At 68.4% G+C, this 18,404-nt stretch carries 3 protein-coding genes and 1 pseudogene; all 4 read left to right on the forward strand.

Translation table 11 applies throughout. The features are described 5' to 3' along the window. Nucleotides 1–1,776: non-ribosomal peptide synthetase (locus ACTJJK_RS21875; protein ID WP_440731247.1), on the forward strand; the 1,776-nt coding region annotated here is incomplete at its 5' end. Between the two features lie 62 nt (nt 1,777–1,838). After that, complete coding sequence (locus tag ACTJJK_RS21880) at nt 1,839–3,437, forward strand: MBL fold metallo-hydrolase (protein ID WP_200875880.1); 1,599 nt, start codon at nt 1,839–1,841, stop codon at nt 3,435–3,437. A gap of 304 nt (nt 3,438–3,741) precedes the next feature. Next, a pseudogene (locus tag ACTJJK_RS21885) lies at nt 3,742–15,639 on the forward strand (amino acid adenylation domain-containing protein); the annotation flags it as partial. Nucleotides 15,640–15,834: 195 nt separating this feature from the next. After that, a partial coding sequence (locus ACTJJK_RS21890) for a non-ribosomal peptide synthetase (protein ID WP_440731248.1) occupies nt 15,835–18,404 on the forward strand: 2,570 nt, incomplete at its 3' end.

An 18,404-nucleotide genomic window follows, 5' to 3' on the forward strand; every position in this document is an offset into this window, starting at 1 on the left:
CGCCTGCTGCATCAGCCGTTCGAAGCGCAGGTGCGGGCGACGCCGGAGGCGACTGCGGTGGTCTGCGATGGCGAGCGCCTGAGCTACGCCGAACTGAACCGCCGTGCCAACCGCATCGCTCATCGCCTGCTGGCGTTGGGTGTGCGCGCCGACGACCGTGTCGCGATCTGTCTCGAACGTGGCCCGTCGCTCGTGGCCGGTGTGCTCGGCATCCTCAAGGCCGGCGCGGCCTACGTGCCGCTGGACCCGAACTACCCGCCGGACCGTTTGGCCTACATGTTGGGCGACAGCGCGCCGATGGCGCTGTTGAGTCAGACGTCCCTGAGCGGTTTGCTCGGCGAGGTCGAGGTGCCGGTGTTGTTCGCCGACGATGCCGCCTTGGCCGATCAGCCCGAGCACGATCCGGTCGTCGACGGTCTGACTGCGCGCCACTTGGCCTACGTCATCTACACCTCCGGTTCGACCGGCCAGCCCAAGGGCGTGGCGATCGAGCACGCGAACGCAGCCAACTTCATCGCCTGGGCCAACGCCAACTTCAGTGGTGAGCAGCTGGCGAACACGCTGTTCTCGACCTCGATCAACTTCGATCTGGCGGTGTACGAGCTGTTCGCGCCGCTCAGCATCGGCGCACAGATCACCGTGGTGCGCGACGTGCTGGCGACCGATCCAGCGAGCCCGTTGAGCCTGATCAACACCGTGCCCTCGGGCATCAACGCCTTGCTGCAGAGCGGTGGGGTGCCGGCGACGGTGCGCACGGTCAACCTGGCCGGCGAGCCGCTCAAGCGTGCGCTGGTCGAGCAGATCTTCACCCGGACCGAGGTCGCGATGGTTGCGAACCTGTACGGCCCGACCGAGACCACGACCTATTCGACCTGGGTGGCGATGGACCGTGCCGACGGTTTCGCCTCGCACATCGGCAAGCCGGTGGCGAACACCCGCATCTATATCGTCGACGCGCACCTGGAGCCGGTGCCGGTCGGCGTGGTCGGCGAGCTGTATATCGGCGGCGAAGGCGTGGCCCGCGGTTATCTGCACCGCCCGGAGCTGACCGCGGAACGTTTCGTCCGCGACCCCTTCGTCGCTGACGAACAGGCGCGCATGTACAAGACCGGCGACCTCGGCCGCTGGCGTGCCGACGGCACCATCGAATACCTGGGCCGCAACGATTTCCAGGTCAAGATCCGCGGTTTCCGCATCGAGCTCGGCGAGATCGAGACCAAGCTCGTGGCCTGTGAGGGTGTGCGCGAAGCGGTGGTGGTGGCGCGCGAAGGCGAGGGCGGCGACAAGCGGCTGATCGCTTACGTGGTCCCCGCTGACGGCGTCGAGCTGTCGGCGGCGCACCTGCGCGAGCAGCTGTCGCGCAGTCTGGCCGAGTTCATGCTGCCGAGCGCCTTCGTGACCCTGGCGGCCTTGCCGCTGACCCCGAACGGCAAGCTCGACCGCAAGGCGCTGCCGGCGCCGGGCGAGGACGCGGTGATCCGACGCGACTATGAAGCGCCGCAGGGCGAGGTCGAGACCGCGCTTGCGCAGATCTGGTGCGAGCTATTGGGCCTGGAACGGGTCGGTCGCCATGACCAGTTCTTCGAGCTCGGCGGCAGCTCGCTGGTCATCACCCGGCTCGGCTTCGAGATCCGCCAGCGCTACGGCATCAACGCCAACGTCGGCGAACTGTACGGGCGCCAGGCCTTGAAGGACATGGCCGCGTTCGTCGAACAGCAGTCGCCGCGCCTGCGCCGCGAGGCCGACGACGCCACCGTCATCGAGTTCGACTTGTAGACGCAGACGCGAATACCGCAACACGCGAACGATCACCTTCTGGAATGGAAACGGCAAGGAACATGAGCATGCAGCAGCGCTACTACCTCAGGGAAAACGTCTATTTCGAACCGCTGGTTCTGAAGTGGTACGCCTGGCCCTATCTGCTGCCGCCGGTCAGCGCGGCGATGAACATCACCGGCCGCAGCCTGCGCCTGATGAAGTCCTTCGTCGCCAATCACCAGTTGCATCTGGCCGCAAGCAAGAATCCGGAATTGTCGGGCGGCGACTTCGTCAATTGCAGCGAAGACCAGCTCGACAATGTGCGCGGCCTGATCCACGACATCGAGCACACCCACCAGGACTATCTGGACCTGCGCAAGGCGGTGGCGAAGCTCAACGAAATGCTGGAGCAGGCCAAGGGTCTGTCGCTGGAGCCGCTGTACGCGCAAGTGCCGGAAGCGCTGCGCGGTTACGTCGAGCTGATCTACGACATGAACCACAATGCCTCGTTCCGCCTGATCGAAGGCTTGATCTACGAGAGCCCGCTGTACAAGCCCTTGGCGCAGAGCGTCTCGCTGGGGCTGCTCGGCAAGGTCAAAGAGCGTCCGTTCGTGCTCAGCTCGCCGCGCCTGCCCGACGAGAATCATCTGCACGTCGAGGTGCCGTTCGCCCACGACTTCATCGACGGCCTGTTCGCCGCGCGCGGCACCCCGATCGAGCGCGCACAGATCGACCGGCTGTTCGAGGGCGTCGGCCTGCAGGGCGGGCTGACCGTCGACGAACTGTTCACCACCGAGCCGCCGCGGGTGACCCGTGCGCCGCTGGAAGGACGCTTGCGGGTCAGCTACCTCGGCCATGCCGGCCTGCTGCTGGAAACCGACCGCACCAGCATCCTGGTCGACCCGATCATCGCCGTGCGCGACGAGGCCAACGGCGACCGTGTGCTGAGCTTCAGCGAGCTGCCCGAGACCATCGACTACGTCTGCCTGACCCACACCCACATGGACCACGTCTGTGTGGAGACCCTGCTGCAGCTGCGCCACAAGATCGGCGAGGTGCTGGTGCCGAAGAACGGCGGCGGCAGCATCGTCGACCCCTCGATCAAGCTGATGCTGCAGACCATCGGCTTCAAGGTGCGCGAGTTCGAGGACATGGAGACGCTGGACTGCGTCGACGGACGCATTCGCGCGATCCCCTTCCTCGGCGAGCACGCCGACCTGCACATCCGCTCCAAGACCGCGTGGTACTTCGAGTTCGCCGGGCAGAAGATCTTCTCCGGCGCCGACTCGTCGAGCCTGGACGAGCGCATGTACGAGCGCATCCAGAAGGTGATCGGCCACATCGACCTGCTGTTCATCGGCATGGAGTGCGTGGGCGCGCCGATGAGCTGGCTGTACGGCTCGTTGTTCACCAAGCCGATTCCGCGCGAGATCAACGAGTCGCGCCGTTTCAACGGCTCCGACTGCGCCTCGGCGCAGAAGATGATCGAGATCTTCAAGCCCTCGCAGGTCTACGTCTACGCGCTCGGCATGGAGCCGTGGTTCAAGTACTTCATGGGCATGGACTACACCGAGGACGCGCGCCAGATCCAGGAATCGAGCCAGTTGCTCGAGTTCTGCGCAGGCCGCCAGGTGCAGTCCGAGCGTCTGTTCGCCAAACACGTGTGGAACTTCAACTGATACGCACGCCGCGGCGGCTTAAGGCGCGGCGGCCAGGGATGCAACCTCGAGCGGTCGCCGGCAGCGGCGGCCCCACAGGATCACAGGGAATTAGCTAATGTTTCTTTTCGAGCTGGTGCAGTACGTCGAACAAAACGGCATCGACATCAAGGTCGTCGACGGCAAGTTGCGGATCACCGGCGACCAGGCCTTGCTGACCGACGAGGTCAAGGCGACGATGAAGCGCTACAAGGCCGAGCTGTCGTCCTATTACGCGCGCCTGTCGCAGGACGCGATCGCCGCGCGCGGCGGCGAGGGTTCGTATCCGCTGTCGTTCGCCCAGCAGCGCCTGTACTTCCTGTACCAGTACGATCCCGAACTGACCAGTTTCATCCTGCCGATGGAGCTGGAGCTGCGCGGAGAACTCGACGTCGCCGCGTTCGGCGAGGCGGTCGCGGCGGTGGTCCAGCGCCATCCGATCTACCGCACCACCTATCGGGTCGAGGCCGGCGTGCCGCGCCAGCGTTTCGACGCCGGGCGCAGTTTCCAGATCGCCTTCAAGGATCTCACCCAGGCCTCCGAGGCCGAGCGCGAGGCCGGCCTCGCCGAATGCCGACGCGACGTCTCCGAGCGCCCGTTCGACCTCGGCGAAGAACTGCCGCTGCGGGTGCACCTGCTCAAGCGCGGCGCCGGTGCCTACACCTTGCTGGTCGGTTTTCACCATATCGCCACCGACGAGTGGTCGATCCAGCAATTCGTTCACGAAGTCTCGCGGATCTACCGAGACCGCGGTCATGCGCGGGTCGCGGTCGAGCCGGTGTCTTACCTCGACTACGCCGCCTGGCAGGTCGAGCAGTACGAGGCCGGCGGTTACGAGGTGTCGCGTTCGTACTGGCAGCACCAGCTCGACGGCATCAAGGGCGTATTGGAACTGCCGCTGGACTTTCCGCGTCCGGCGCAGCAGAGCTACAACGGCGCGCAGATCGCCCGCCGGGTGCCGGACGAACTCGGCCGCAAGGTCGCTGCCTTCGTGCGTGGCCGCGGCCTGCCCGAGTTCGGCTTCTACCTTGGTGTCTGCCATCTGCTGCTGAACAAACTCAGCGGCGAAAACGACATCGTGGTCGGCACCGACGTGTTCGGCCGCGATCACGCCGACCTGCGCGACATGGCCGGTTTCTTCGTCAACCAGCTGGCCCTGCGCAGCCAGATCCACCCGGAAACCCCGGTCGGCGAGTACTTGGGCCAGGCCGGCCTGGCGGCGATGGACGCGCTGCGCTATCAGGACATGCCTTTCGACAAGGTCGTCGACGCCCTCGGCATCGAGCGCGACGCCGCCTATTCGCCGGTGTTCCAGGTCAAGTTCCTGTACGAACGCGCGGCCCGCAAGCTGGAACTGTTCGACGACGTGGAAGCCAGCGAACGCGCCTCGTTCGGCACCCGCTCGCAGTACGACCTGACCCTGAAAGTGCAGGGCGAGCAGGTCATCGCCTACTACAACACCGACCTGTTCCGCGCCGGCACCGTCGAGGCCTGGCTGGATCTGTACCTGGCCTTGCTCGATGAGATCGTCGAGCAGCCGCAGCGCCCGGTCGCCGACCTGTTGCAGGGCACTCTGGCGCAGCGCTATGCCGCCTTCACCCAGGGTGAGCAGCGACCGGTCGATCACGCCGACCTGTTCGCCCGCATCGACGCCTCGGTGGCGGCGGATCCGCAGGCCATCGCGGTGCGGTCGGTCGACGGCGAGGCCAGCTATGCGCAGTTCGACGCGCGCGTGCGCCAGATCGCCGCGCGCTTGTTGGCGATGGGCATCGCCAAGGGCGACAAGGTCGCCGTGCACCTGGACCGCTCGATCGACCTGGCCGCGGCCACGGTCGCGGTGATGCGCGCCGGCGCGGTGTTCGTGCCGCTGGACCCGAGCTATCCGCGCGAGCACATCGACTACACCCTCGGCGACAGCGGCGCCGGTGTGGTCGTGACCCAGTCGAGCCTGGCCGACCACCTGCCGGAGTTCTACGGCTTCATCCTCGATCTCGACAGCCTGCCGATCCCGAGCGCCGACATCGCTGCGCCGGCTTATCCGGCGCTGGGCGCGGAAGACATCGCCTATCTGCTCTACACCTCCGGTTCGACCGGGCGGCCGAAGGGCGCGCTGATCCCGCACGGCGCCTTCGCCAACCTGTGCGACTGGTACATCCGTTTCTGCTCGCTGGACGCGAGCAGCCGGGTGCTGCTGATGATCCCGATCGGCTTCGACGCCTCGATCAAGAACATCTTCGCTCCGCTGATGGCCGGCGGCACCCTGGTACTGGCGCGTCCGGACCTGTTCGATCCCGAGTCGCAACTGCGCCAGATCGAACAGACCGGGGTGAGCCTGATCAATTGCGCGCCGAGCGCGATGTACGCGCTGGTCAAGCACGACGCCGGCAACCGCTACGAATCGCTGCGCAGCCTGCGCCTGCTCGCGCTCGGCGGCGAAGCGCTGGACCTGAGCCTGCTGCGGCCGTGGCTGGGCAGCGAGGCCTGCAATGCCGCGCTCGCCAACATCTATGGCCCGACCGAGTGCACCGACATCTCGGTGGTGTACCAGGCCGGGCGCGAGGAATGGCTGCACCGCTCGCAGGTGGTGATCGGCCGGCCGATCCAGAATGCCCAGGCCTATATCGTCGACGCCGGCCTGCGTCTGTGCGCACCGGGCGTGCCGGGCGAGCTGGTGATCGCCGGCCGCGGCGTCGCCGCGGGCTATCACAACCTGGACGAAACCACCGCGCGCAGCTTCGTACGCACCGCGCTCGCCGATTCGCCGGTCTACCGCACCGGCGACGTCTGCCGTTACGACGAAGACGGTCAGATCGTTTACCTGGGCCGTCGCGACGGCCAGATCAAGATCCGCGGCAAGCGCGTTGAGACGGCCGAGATCGTCGCCCAGCTCGCCGCCTTGCTGCCCGCGCGCAAGATCAGCGTGCAGCTGTACTCGGCCAATGGCATGGAACTGCTGCTGGCCTTCGCCGACGGCGGCGCCGCCACGGTCGGTACTGACGAACTCAAGCAAAGTCTCGCCCAGCGGCTGCCGCGGCACATGGTGCCGGCGCAGATCCTGTTCGTCGAACGCATGCCGCTGACCCCGAACGGCAAGATCTGCACCAAGTCGTTGACCGCGGTGTTCGAGGCGCAGCGCGCCAACGCCGAAGCGGTCGACGAAACCCTCGACGAGACCGAGCGCCTGATCGCTTCGGTCTGGGAACAGTTGCTCGGCGTGCAGGGCATTGAGCGCGGCTCGGACTTCTTCTCGCTAGGCGGCGATTCGATCTTCTCGATCCAGCTCGTCGCCGAACTGCAGGCGCACGGGATCAAGGTGTCGGTCGCCGACATCTTCAAACATCCGACCCTGGGCCAGCTGGCCAGCCTGGCCGCGCGCAACGCCGCCGTCGAGCCGGTCGTCGAGGCCGGCGCCGAAGTGTCTGCGATCGCCGACGATGCGGTGCTGGCGCCGTTCGCGCTGGTGGCCGCGGCCGACCGTGCGCTGCTGCCGGAAGGCCTGGAGGACGCCTATCCGGTGACTTCGCTGCAGCACGGCATGATCTTCCACGGCCTGCTCGACAGCGATCTGTCCAACAGCGGCGGCTCGACCTATCACGACGTGTTCTCGTTCGAGCTGAGTTTCGACGCCTTCGACGCGCAGGCTTTCGTGCGTGCGATCGGCGACGTCGTCGCCCGCCATCCGGTGCTGCGCACCGGCTTCGACCTCGGCCGCTATTCGGTGCCGCTGCAGCTGGTGCACGCGCAGGTGGCGCCGAACATCGACCAGGCCGACCTGCGCGGGCTCGATGAGGCGGCGCAGGAGCGCGAGGTGGCGCTCGCCATCGCCGCGATCAAGGCCAAGGGCTTCGCCCTCGACGGGCCGAGCCTGATCCGCTTCACCGTGCTGCGCAAAGCCGAGCACTGCATCCAACTGGTGATCGACGCGCATCACGCCATTCTCGACGGCTGGAGCATGGCGACCCTGCAGCGGCAGGTGTTCGAGTGCTATCGCGCTTACCAGACCGGCGCCGAGACCGCGCCGAGCTTCGACAGCGGTCGTTCGCGTTTCGCCGATTACGTCGTCCAGCTGGCCCGCGAAGAGGCCGACCCGGCCAACCGCGCGTTCTGGGACGAGTGCGGCCGCCGCGCCGGCCAAGGCCGCCTGGCCGCGGTCGCGCCGAACGCAGCGGCGCGCGAGCATCGCGAGATCCGTCTCGACGCCGCCCTGGCTACGCGCCTGGACGAGCTGGCCGTGCGCGAAGGCGTCGCCGTGCGCACGCTGCTGTTCATGGCCCATGCCTGCACCCTGCGGGCGATGATCGGCGCCGACCGCGTCGTCACCGGCCAGACCGACAACGGCCGCCTGGAAACGCGCGGCACCGAGAACGTGCTCGGCCTGTTCCTTAATGTATTGCCGCAGACCGTCGAACTCGGCGGCAAGCGCTGGCGCGAGCTGGCCGCGGCCGTGCACGAGGCCGAAACCGCCAGCCGCGCCCACCGGCGTTATCCGCTGGCCTCGATCCTGCAGCGCCATCCTGCGCTCGCGGTTGACTCCTTGTTCACCTACACCAATTTCCGCGTCTCCAACCCGCTGACCCGCGAGGCCTCGCTGCGGGTGCGCGAAGGCGAGCTGTTCGAAGAGATCAATTTCGGCCTGTCGCTGCACGCCAACGGCAATCGCGAAGACGGCTACACCGTCATCCTCGATGCGCGTTTAAACCTGCAGCCGATCCACATCGAGGCCTTGCTGCGTACGTACGTCGAAGCGCTGGAGGCGATGACCGCCGATTTCGACGCCGCCATCGCGCCGTTGCCGGCCCAGCGTCTGCCGGTGTTCGCTCATGGCCAGGACGGCGCTGCGCATGCGCTGTTGCGTTTCGACACCGCGCTCGACGCCGAGGCGCTCGACGCGGCCGCGACCGAGGTCGTGCAGCGCGCCTTCGGCGCCGTTGCCGGACCGGCCCTGCATCTGCTGAGCCCGGCCTTCGCCGGCGGCCAGGACGAGCAGGCCTGCATCGACATCGCCCTGAGCCAGATCGGCGCCACCGATGCGCCGCTGACCGTCGCCGCCTATCGCCGCGACGGCCTGCAGATCCTGGTATTGCGCGTGTCGCCGGCCTTGACCGCGGCCGATCCGGATGCGGCGAGCGCCTTGATCGCGCGTTATCGCATGTTGAGCGGCGACGGCGCCGCATTGTCGGCGCGCGCCGGCAGCGCCGCGCCGTGGCGCGATGCCGGTGTGTTCGATCGCGACCGCGCGTATTGGCAGGCTCAGCTCGACGGCGCGCCGGTCGCACTGGCGTTGCCGAGCGATCGCCCGCGCAGCGTGGCGCCGGATCAGGTCTACGCTTCGGTCGAGGTGGCCGTGCCTGCATCGAACGCCTCGGCGTTGCGCGCATTCGCCGTGCAACAGGCCGCGCCGATGCCGGCCGTGCTATTGGCGGCATGGACCGCCTTGCTGTCGCGCTGGAGCGGGCAGGGCGAGGTCGTCACCGGCTTGGCCTCGGCCGGCTTGACCAACGAAGTCGCGGCCCTGCGCCTGGACCTGCAGGACGACCCGAGCGTTGCCGCCGCGATCGCACGGGCCGCCGCCGTCATGGCCGATGCCGCCGCACATGCCGAACTGCCGTTCGCCCAGGTCGCCGAGGTCGTGCGCGGCCGTGGCGAGTCCTTGTTCGAAGTGTTGCTGGCGCTCGACGGCAGTGCAGCGTCGCTGTCGTCGCAGCCCGGGTTGGCCTTGTCGCTGGAAGTCGCCGATACCGCCGAAGGCATCCGTGGCCGTCTGCATTACGCGCAGGCGCAGTTCGACCGCGCCAGCGCCGAACGCATGGCCGGCCATCTGACCACCATGCTCGCCGCATTCGCGCAGGACGGCGGACGCAAGCTCAGCGGCTTGCCGCTGCTGTCGGCGCCCGAGCGCGAGCAGGTGCTGTTCGGCTTCAACGACACCGCGACGGTGGCGGCGCCGGAGCGGCTGATGCACCGCCGCTTCGAGCGCCACGCCGCCTCGCAGCCGGATGCGGTGGCCCTGATCGACGGCGAGGCCTCGATCAGCTACGCCGAACTCAACCGCCGCGCCAACCGCATCGCCCATCGCCTGATCGCCCTGGGCGTTAAACCCGACGACCGCGTGGCGATCTGCGTCGAACGCAGCGCGGCGATGGTCGCAGGCCTGCTCGGCGTGCTCAAGGCCGGCGGCGCCTACGTGCCGCTGGACCCGAACTATCCCTCCGAACGCCTGGCCTACATGCTGGACGACAGCCGCCCGGCGGCGCTGCTGACCCAGGCCGGGTTGCGCGAACGCCTGCCGCTCGGCGAGCCGGCGCGCCTGCCGGTGCTGGCGATCGACGAACTGATCGCGGTACCGGGCGAGGGCGAGTCGCACGACCCCGATCCGCAGTCGCTGGGGCTGACCCCGGCGCATCTGGCCCAGGTGATCTACACCTCGGGTTCGACCGGCCAGCCCAAGGGCGTGATGGTCGAGCACCGCAACGTCGCCGAACTGATCCGTACCCACATCGCCCACTGCGCGCTGCAGCCCGGCGACCGCATGCTGCAGTTCGCTTCTTACTCGTTCGACAGCTCGGTCGTGGAAATCTTCCCGACCCTGTCGGCCGGCGCCACGGTGGTGCTGCGTCCGGCGCACCTGGTCGCGCCCGACGCCGAGTTCGTCGACTTCCTGAGCGCGCAAGCGATCAACATCGCCGATCTGCCGACCGCGTTCTGGCATCAATGGTCGCAGTCGGTGTCGGATGGCCGGCTGTTGCCGGCGGCGAGCCTGCGCCTGGTGGTGGTCGGTGGCGAGAAGGTCGAGCGCCGTCATCTGGCGCAATGGTTGAACGCGCCGGGCCTGCGTTGCGGCCTGCTCAACACCTACGGCCCGACCGAGGCCACGGTGTACGCGACCGCGGCGCTGTTCGCCGATGCCTCGCAGTTGCCCGAACATGAGGTCTCGATCGGCCGCCCGGTCGCCAACACCCGCGTTTACATCGTCGATGCACACGGCCAACCGGCGCCGATCGGTGTCGCCGGCGAGCTGTGCATCGCCGGCGCCCAGGTCGCACGCGGCTATCTCGGACGCGAAGCGCTCAGCGCCGAGCGTTTCCTCCGCGACCCCTTCGTCAGCGCCGATTCCGATCCGGTCCAGGCGCGTTTGTACAAGACCGGCGATCTCGCCCGCTGGCGCGACGACGGCAGCATCGAATACCTCGGCCGCAACGACTTCCAGGTCAAGATCCGCGGCTTCCGCATCGAGTTGGGCGAAATCGAAGCGGCGCTGTCGGCCTGCGCCGGCGTGCGCGAAGCGGTGGTGATCGCCCGCGAGGACGTGCCCGGCGACAAGCGCCTGGTGGCGTATGTGGTCGCCGCCGCAGAGGCCGCGACGACTGCGGCGCAGTGGCGCGAGCAACTGGCGCGCTCGTTGGCCGATTACCTGTTGCCCTCGGCGATCGTGCGCCTGGACGCGCTGCCGCTGACCGCCAACGGCAAGCTCGACCGCAAGGCGCTGCCGGCGCCGGACGACGCGGCGATGGCTGCGCGTGCGTATGCCGAACCGCAGGGCGAGGCCGAGGCCGCGCTGGCCCAGGTCTGGCAGGACTTGCTTGGCCGCGAGCGGGTCGGCCGTAACGATCATTTCTTCGAGCTCGGCGGTCATTCGCTGATCGCGGTGCAGTTGGTCACGCGTCTGCGCGAGAGCCGCGGCGTCGAGCTGTCGCTGCGCGACGTGTTCGCCCGGCCGGTGCTCGCCGACATGGCCCAGAGCCTGCGCGGCGCCCGCGCCGCGGCGTTGCCGCCGATCCTGGCGGCCGACCGCGACGCGCCGTTGCCGCTGTCGTGGGCGCAGCAGCGCCTGTGGTTCCTCGACCAGCTCGACTCCGCCGCCGGCGCCGCCTATCACATGCCGGCGGCGCTGCGCCTGAGCGGCCGCCTCGACCGCGCGGTGCTGCAGGCCACCCTCGACCGCGTCGTCGCACGCCATGAAATCCTGCGTACCTGCTTCGTCGCCGGCGACGGCGAGCCGGTGCAGTCGATCGCGCCGGCCGACTGCGGCTTCGTCCTCGACGACCTCGACCTCAGCGGTCTCGATGCGCAGGCGCGCGAGCGCGAAGTGCAGCGCCTGTCGGCGGCGGAAGTGCGCAAGCCCTTCGACCTGTCGACGGGGCCGCTGATCCGCGGCCGCCTGCTGCGTCTGGCCGCGGACGAACACGTGCTGCTGCTGACCCAGCACCACATCATTTCCGACGGCTGGTCGCTCGGCGTGTTGGTCGACGAGGTGTCGGCGCTGTATGCCGCGTTCGCCGAAGGCCGCGCCGATCCGCTGCCGCCGTTGCCGGTGCAATACGCCGACTACGCGGTGTGGCAGCGCCAGTGGCTGCGCGGCGATGCGCTGGAAGCGCAGATGGGCTATTGGCGCGAGCACCTGAGCGGCGCGCCGGCCCTGCTGGAACTGCCGACCGACCGGCCGCGTCCGCCGGTGCAGCGCTACATCGGCAGTACCCGGCGTTTCCGCATCGACGAGCAGACCGCCGACGGTCTGCGCGCCTTGTCGCAGCGTCATGGCACGACGTTGTTTATGACCTTGCTGGCCGGCTGGTCGCTGCTGTTGTCGCGCTTGAGCGGCAGCGACGACGTGGTGGTCGGCACCGCGGTCGCCAACCGCCGTCGCGGCGAGGTCGAGCCCTTGCTCGGCTTCTTCGTCAACACCCTGGCGCTGCGCGTCGACGTCGGCGACGACCCGACCGTCGCTGAACTGCTGGCGCGTACCCGTGCGGTCATGCTCGGCGCCTACGAACACCAGGACGTGCCGTTCGAGCAGGTCGTCGACATGCTGCAGCCGGCGCGCAGCCTGGGTCACAACCCGGTAGTGCAGAACATGCTGGTGCTGCAGAACACCCCGACCGGCACCCTGCAATTGCCCGAACTGAGCCTGAGCCTGATCGACCAGCCGCGCGACGAGACCTTGTTCGACCTGTCGCTGGAACTGATCGAGAACGAAGGCGGCCTGGACGGCAGCCTCGAGTACGCCAACGATCTGTTCGACGCGGCCACCATCGAACGTTGGTCGCTGCATCTGCAGACCCTGCTGCGGGCGATGGCCGAGGGCGAACAGCGCCGCATCGGCAGCCTGTCCTTGCTGAGTGCCGACGATCGCCGTCTGGTGCTGGAATGTTTCAACGAGATCGGCGGCGATGCGCCGATGCCGATGCATGAAGGGCAGACCGTGCACGGCCTGTTCGAGGCCCAGGCCGCCCGCGATCCGCAGGCCACTGCGGTCGAGTACGAGGGCCGTGCGCTGAGCTACGGCGAACTCAACCGCCGCGCTAATCGCGTCGCCCATCGCCTGATCGCGCTCGGCGTGGCGCCCGACGACCGCGTCGCGATCTGCGTCGAACGCGGCCTGGAGGCGGTGGTCGCGGTGTTCGGCGTGCTCAAGGCCGGCGCGGCCTACGTGCCGCTGGCCCCGGCCTATCCGCCGGAACGCCTGGCCTATCTGGTCGGCGACAGCGCGCCCAAAGCCTTGCTGACCCAGAACGCGCTGCGCGAGGCGGCCTGGTCGCTCGACGAGCACGCTCCCGACATTGCCGTGCTGATGCTCGACGACGACGAGACCTGGGCCGCCCAGCCCGAGCACGACCCGGTGGTGAGCGCGCTGACGCCGTCGCACTTGGCCTACGTGATCTACACCTCCGGTTCGACCGGTGAGCCCAAGGGTGTGATGGTCGAGCACCGCAACGTGCTCAACCTGTGGTCGGCGTTCGAACGCGAGGTGTTCGCCGACTGCGCGCCGGGCGCGCGCCTGGGCCTGGACGCGGCGCTGTCCTTCGACGCTTCGGTGCAGTCGCTGGTGCAGTTGCTGTCGGGCCGTTGCATGGTGATCGTGCCGGCGGCGATCCGTGCCGATGGCGCGGCGCTGATCGAGTTCCTGGGCCGCGAACGCATCGACATCTTCGACTGCACGCCGGCCCAGTTCGAGGCCTTGCTCGCCGCCGGTCTGCTCGACGACACGGTTTCGGGCGCCAAGCGCCCGGGCACGATGTTGGTCGGCGGCGAAGCGCTGCCCGCCCGTGCCTGGGAAGCCGCGGCGGCTTCGTCGATGCGCTGCTACAACGTCTACGGCCCGACCGAATGCACGGTCGACGCCAGCTATGCGCGGATCGAAGCCGGGGTCGCGCCGCACATCGGCCGGCCGCTCGCCAACACCCGCATCTACGTGCTCGGCGGCGACGGCGAGCCCTTGCCGGTCGGCGTGGTCGGCGAGATCCACGTCGGCGGTGCCGGCGTCGCCCGCGGTTACCTCGGCCGTGCCGAACTGAGCGCCGAACGCTTCGTCCGCGACCCGTTCGCGGCCACCGCGGGCGCGCGCATGTACCGCACCGGCGACCTCGGCCGCTGGCGCAGCGACGGCACCCTGGAGTACGTCGGCCGTAACGACTTCCAGGTCAAGCTGCGCGGCTATCGCATCGAGCTCGGCGAAATCGAGGCGCGTCTGTCGGCCTGCGCCGACGTGCGCGAGGCGGTGGTGGTCGCACGCGAAGACCAGCCCGGCGAGAGGCGCCTGGTGGCCTACGTGGCGCCGCGCGCTGCGGCCAAGGACGAGGCGCTCGAAGAACTACTCGACGGCCAGGTCGCGCAGTGGTCGGACATCTTCGACGACCAGGGCGAGGAGGAGACCGTCGAGCAGGCCGACTTCGGTTTCGACCTGACCGGCTGGAACAGCACCTACACCCGCGAGGCGATCGCCAGCGAAGGCATGCGCGAATGGCTCGATGGCACCTTGGTGCGGATCGAGGCGCTGCAGCCGCGGCGGGTGCTCGAGATCGGCGTCGGCACCGGCATGATCCTGTGCAACATCGCGCCGCGCTGCGAGCGCTACGTCGGCACCGACCTGTCGGTCAAGACCGTGGCCAAGGTCAACCACCTGGTCGGGATCACCCCGGAGCTGAGCGGCAAGGCCGACGTGTTCCAGGGCGAGGCCACCGATTTCTCGGCGATCCACGGCGAGTTCGACACGGTGGTGATCAACTCGGTGGTGCAGTACTTTCCGAACCTGGCCTACCTGGAACAGGTCATCGCCTCGTCGATCGGCGTCACCGCCGCCGGCGGCAAGCTGATGATCGGCGATGTGCGCCATCACGGCCTCATGCCGTCGTTCCATCTGTCGGTGCAAGCGTTCCAGTCGCCCGACAGCCTGTCGGCGACGCAACTGGGCGACCGCGCCGCGCAGAAGATGCGCGGCGACATCGAGTTGCTGATCGACCCGGTCTGGTTCCACGCTCTGCGCGATCGTTACCCGCGTATCAGTGCGGTGCGCGTGCTGCCCAAGTTGGCCCGCCACGAAAACGAAATGTCGGCGTATCGCTACGACGTGGTGCTGACTATCGACGGCGAGCGCGACGAGGTGTTCGCGATCGACTGGCAGGACTGGGGCGACGAAGGCTTCGATGCGCAGCGCCTGCAGCAGCGCATCGACGCCAGCGACGAGGCGGTGCTCGGACTGCGCGCGATCGCGCATCCCTGGGCCACTCCGTATCAGCGCGCCTGGCAGCGCCTCGGCGCGGGCGAGGGCGGCGCCTCGGTCGCTGCGATCAAGGCCCAGGCCGCGATCGACGCCGGCCATGGCGCGCTGTGCGCCGATCTCGAAGACTTCTGCCGCGAGCGCGGCTACAGCCTCGACTTGAGTTGGGCGCCGAACGCGCAGGGCGGCGAATACCACGCCCTGATCGGCCGCAACGGCCAGGCGCTGCATTTCGATTGGCGTAGCCAGATCGCGGCGGAGCAATTGCGCAAGGACGAGGCCGGTTTCGCCCACGACCCGCTCGAAGCCAAGTGGCGCAGCACCTTGCCGGGCCGTCTGCGCGAAGTGCTGGCGGCGCAGGTGCCCGAGTACATGGTGCCGAGCGCGTTCATGCTGATCGACCGCTGGCCGCTGACCGCCAACGGCAAGCTCGACCGCCAGGCCCTGCCGGCGCCGGACCGCATCGCGGTGACCGCGCGCAACTACGAGCCGCCGCAGGGCGAGGTCGAGGAGACCATCGCGACGATCTGGCAGGAATTGCTGGGCCTGGAACAGGTCGGTCGCCACGACCATTTCTTCGAGGTTGGCGGGCATTCGTTGCTGGCGGTGCAGGTGATGGCCCGCGTGCGCGAAGCCTTCGCGGTCGACGTGCCGGTGGCGGAGTTGTTCAAGTCGCCCGAGGTCGCGCTGCTGGCGCGTGTGGTGTTGGTCGCCAGCGTCGGCCGCTACGCCGACGAGGACGTCGAGCGCATGGCCGCCGATATCGACCAGCTTTCGGAAGAAGAGCTGCGCGCCCTGCTCGAAGAGGAAAACCCGTGAGCCGCCGCGACCGCGCGGCGGCAAGGGGACGTCACACCATGGAACAACTAGCGATGGAGATGCGGGATGTCTAAGGAATCGTCGGCGGACATCGAGCTGCTGAAACTGGAACTGCTGCGGCGCCGGCTCAACAAGTCGGCGACCCCGGCCGCGCAGCCCGACGGCGCGCGGCCGATCGCGCGTGCCGATCGCGACGGCGAATTGCCGTTGTCGTGGGCGCAGCAGCGCATGTGGTTCCTCGACCGGCTCGACCAGGCGGCCGGCGAGGCCTATCACGTGCCGGCAGCGCTGCGCCTGAAGGGCCGGCTCGACCGCCTGGCCTTGCAGTCGGCGCTCGACCGCATCGTCGCCCGCCACGAAAACCTGCGCACCCGCTTCGTCGGCGTCGACGGTTCGGCACGACAAGAGATCGCGCCGGAACAGATCGGCTTCGTTCTGGTCGATCACGACCTGCGCGCATTGGCGCCGGCCGAGCGCGAAGCCGAGGCCACTCGGATCGGCCGCGACGAAGCGCTGGCGGCGTTCGATCTCGCCGCCGGCCCGCTGATCCGCGGCCGCCTGCTGCGCGTCGGCGACGACGAGCACGTGCTGCTGGTGACCCAGCACCACATCATTTCCGACGGCTGGTCGATGGGCGTGTTGGTGCGCGAAGTCAGCGCGCTCTACACCGCTTTCACTCAGGGCCGCGCCGACCCCTTGCCGGCGCTGCCGGTGCAATACGCCGACTACGCGGTGTGGCAGCGTCAGTGGCTGCAAGGCGAGGCCTTGCAGAAACACATCGACTTCTGGCGTTCCCACCTGGGCGGCGCGCCGACCCTGTTGGAACTGCCCGGCGACCGTCCGCGCCCGTCGCTGCAGAGCTATGCCGGCGACCGCATCCCGGTCGCGTTGCCGGCGGCGCTGACCGCGGCCCTGCGCGCGTTGTCGCAGCGTCACGGCACCACCGTGTTCATGACCCTGCTGGCCGGTTGGTCGGCGTTGATGTCGCGCTTGAGCGGTCAGGACGAGGTGGTGATCGGCACGCCGGTGGCCAATCGCGCCCGCACCGAACTCGAACCGCTGATCGGTCTGTTCATCAACACCCTGGCACTGCGCGTCGACCTGCGCGACGACCCGACCGTCAGCCAGTTGCTGGCCCAGGTCAAGGCCACCACGCTCGGCGCCTATGCCCACCAGGAGCTGCCGTTCGAGCAAGTGGTCGAGGCGCTGGCGCCAGAGCGCAGCCTCGGCCACAGCCCCTTGTTCCAGGTGATGCTGACCCTCGACAACACCCCCGACAGCGGCAGTCTGGCGCTGCCCGGTCTGGAACTGAGCGCGGTGCCGGCGACCAACGCCAAGGCGCATTTCGACCTGCGCCTGCTGCTCGGCGACGCCGGCGACGACCTCAGCGGCGAGCTGGAGTACTCCAGCGACCTGTTCGACCGCGCCACCGCCGAGCGCATGGTGCGACAGTGGATCGCGCTGCTGCAGGGCATGGTCGGCGGCGATGCGCGCAAGGTCGGCGAGCTGAGCTTGTTGAGCACGGCCGAGCGCGAGCAGGTGCTGCGCGGGTTCAACGATCTGCGTGCCGATGCGGTGCATGACCGCACGATTCATGCGCAGTTCGAGGCGCAGGCGGCTTCCACTCCGGATGCCGAAGCGCTGTTGGTCGAAGACGAAGCACTGAGCTACACAGAGCTCAACCGCCGCGCTAACCAAGTCGCCCATCGTTTGATCTCGCTCGGCGTCAAACCCGACGACCGCGTGGCGATCTGCACCGAACGCAGCGTGGCGATGATCGTCGGCTTGCTGGGTGTGCTCAAGGCCGGTGCGGCGTACGTGCCGTTGGACCCAAGCTATCCGAGCGAGCGCCTGGCCTACATGTTGGAAGACAGCCGGCCCATCGCCTTGCTGACCCAGTCGGCGCTGCGCGCGGCGATGCCGATGCTGGAATCCTCGCCGCTGCCGCTGGTGGTGCTCGACGACGAGTCGCTGGCGAGCTACAGCGAAAGCAACCCGAGCGTCGAAGGCCTGACACCGCGCAACCTGGCCTATGTGATCTACACCTCCGGTTCGACCGGCCAGCCCAAGGGCGTGATGGTCGAGCATCGCTCGGCGGTGAACTTCTGGCGGGTGATGGGCGAGACCACTCATCGTGAACTGGGCGCCGGCTCGCGCGTGGCCCTCAATGCGGCGTTCTCGTTCGACATGTCCTTGAAGGGCATCCTGCAACTGTTGTCGGGTCATGCGCTGGTGCTGATCCCGCAGTCGATCCGCGCCAACGGCCCGGCGATGCTGGACTTCATCGATCGTTACCGCATCGATGCCTTCGACAGCACACCCTCGCAGTTGGAGGTATTGCTGGCGGCCGGCCTGATCGGCAAGCCCGGTCATCAGCCGACCAGCGTGCTGCTCGGCGGCGAGCCGATCGGCAAGGCGATGTGGGACAAGCTCAAAGCGTCGCCGAGCATCCACTTCCACAATATGTACGGCCCGACCGAGTGCACGGTCGATGCGACCATCGGCAGCATCCGCGATGCGGTCGGCGGCCCGAATATCGGCCGTCCGATTGCGAATACGCCGGTGTATCTGCTCGACGCGCGCGGCGAGCCGGTGCCGGTCGGCGTGCCGGGCGAATTGTTCCTCGGCGGCGTGCA

Origin of the sequence: Lysobacter sp. 22409 (assembly GCF_052045105.1) — a bacterium.
GTDB classification, from domain to species: domain Bacteria; phylum Pseudomonadota; class Gammaproteobacteria; order Xanthomonadales; family Xanthomonadaceae; genus Lysobacter; species Lysobacter antibioticus_B.